The following is a 1,686-nucleotide window of genomic DNA, read 5'->3' as shown; positions in this document are numbered from 1 at the left end:
TGAACTGCTCCCCGTCAAGTAGACAGGGCAAATAATGAAAACCAGCCTAGGCGGCTTGAGACCTGTATTCGACAGGGCTCAAGCCGTTTAGTCGTTTCTGGAAACGATCGTGGTTGTAGAACGATATGTAGTTCTCGATGGCCGTTGTGAGTTCGCTATAGGCCTGGAACTCACGCAAGTAGTACATCTCCACTTTCAAGGTGCCCCAAAAACTCTCGATCGGGGCGTTGTCGATACAACGTCCGACCCGGGACATGCTGTGGGTCAGTCCCGCGTCTTCTACCATGCGTTTGAACCCTCTCGAGGTATATTGGAACCCTCGGTCACTATGGATCATCGGACTCGCTCCTGTACGGAGCCCCGCGATGGCTGGCATCATCGTATGGAAGACGAGCCCGTTGTTGTTGGACTTCCCGATACGATAGGCGACGATCGAGCCGTCGTACAGGTCGATGATCGCGCTCAGATATGCCTTCTTCCCGGCACCATATTTGAACTCGGTGACGTCGGTACACCATTTCTCGTCCGGTCGGGACGCACTGAATTCCCGATTCATCAGGTTCTCGGCCACATGTTGCGGTGACGATTTTTTGTACCGTTTTCGCTTCTGGCGGATGACCGAACGGATCTCATGGATACGCATCAGACGATAGACACGCTTCTCATTGTATGCCGGCAGGCCATGCTGGCGTCGTCTGCGGTTGACCGTCATGGTGATCCGTCGATAGCCGTAGGTCCCGTTCACCTGGTCATAGAGAAGGCGGATGTCCTCCAATAGGCTCAGGTTCTCCTCTTCGCGTACCGAGACGGTACGCTTCAACCATTTATAATAGGCGGCCCGTGAGACTTGCGCGATTTCGCACAGGAGCACGACCGAGAACGTGTCGCTTGTCGACAACTCCTCGATGGCCGTGTAACGCAATTGTAGCCGGATTTGGCTGATCAACCTCTCCTCTCGATCTCCTCTAACTTTTTTAGGAACAGGTTCTCGGCCCGCAGGCGCTCGTTCTCGCGCTCGATCTGTTGGATGCGACGTTCGAGCTTCTCCTCGTTGGTCAGTTCCTCTTCTTGCTTCGTCCGTCCGCGCCGATCCTCGAGCCCATGCACGCCGTCGGTATCATATTTTTTCGTCCAGCCATAGACCTGCTGGTAAGACACGGCGAATATCTCGGCCGTCCGTTGATAGTTCCGTCCGTTCTCCAGGCAATACCTGACGATCTCGATGCGTTCCTCGAATGTGGTCTTTCTCCCTTTTGCCATAGCTCGATCCATCCCTTTTCTCGAATCTGTTAACTCGCTATGACCAGTATACTTCTTAATCCATTTCCGAAGAACAGACCAATCACTGATTTGATATTTTGAGAGAACCTCCATTCTAGTGAACCCATCGAGATAGTCACAGACGGCCGCGATCTTCTGTTCCTTGGTGTAAGGGTTCCATGTCTTCGATTCCTTCAAGGCGTCGATCCCACCGATATCGAATTTGGCTTTCCACACCCGGAGGGTATCCTTAGAGACGTGATGAGCCTCCTCGATTTCCTTCCAGGTATATCTTTCTGCGTCCATCATACGCAGCGCACTCAGTTTTTGTTCGATCGAATGTCGACTTCTCGCCATAAAAAAACACTCCCCAATCAGATAAACAGATTTGTTATTTCATCTGTCTACCTATTGGGGAGCATATCA

At 52.0% G+C, this 1,686-nt stretch carries 1 protein-coding gene; it reads right to left on the bottom strand.

Going from position 1 to position 1,686, the window contains the following annotated elements; all coding sequences use genetic code 11:
• Positions 1-46 precede the first annotated feature (46 nt).
• Positions 47-1,617 (bottom strand): IS3 family transposase gene (locus EVJ32_RS15840; protein WP_131459127.1). Its coding sequence is split into 2 segments (ribosomal slippage): positions 47-978 and positions 978-1,617, totalling 1,572 coding nucleotides; the frame shifts between segments, so codons are not numbered across the junction.
• Positions 1,618-1,686: the final 69 nt, after the last annotated feature.

The sequence above is a fragment of the Exiguobacterium sp. SH5S4 genome (genome assembly GCF_004337045.1).
Classification (GTDB): domain Bacteria; phylum Bacillota; class Bacilli; order Exiguobacteriales; family Exiguobacteriaceae; genus Exiguobacterium; species Exiguobacterium aurantiacum_A.
Note: the sequence above shows the minus strand (reverse complement) of the source record. Positions and strands in the feature narration are given on the sequence as shown.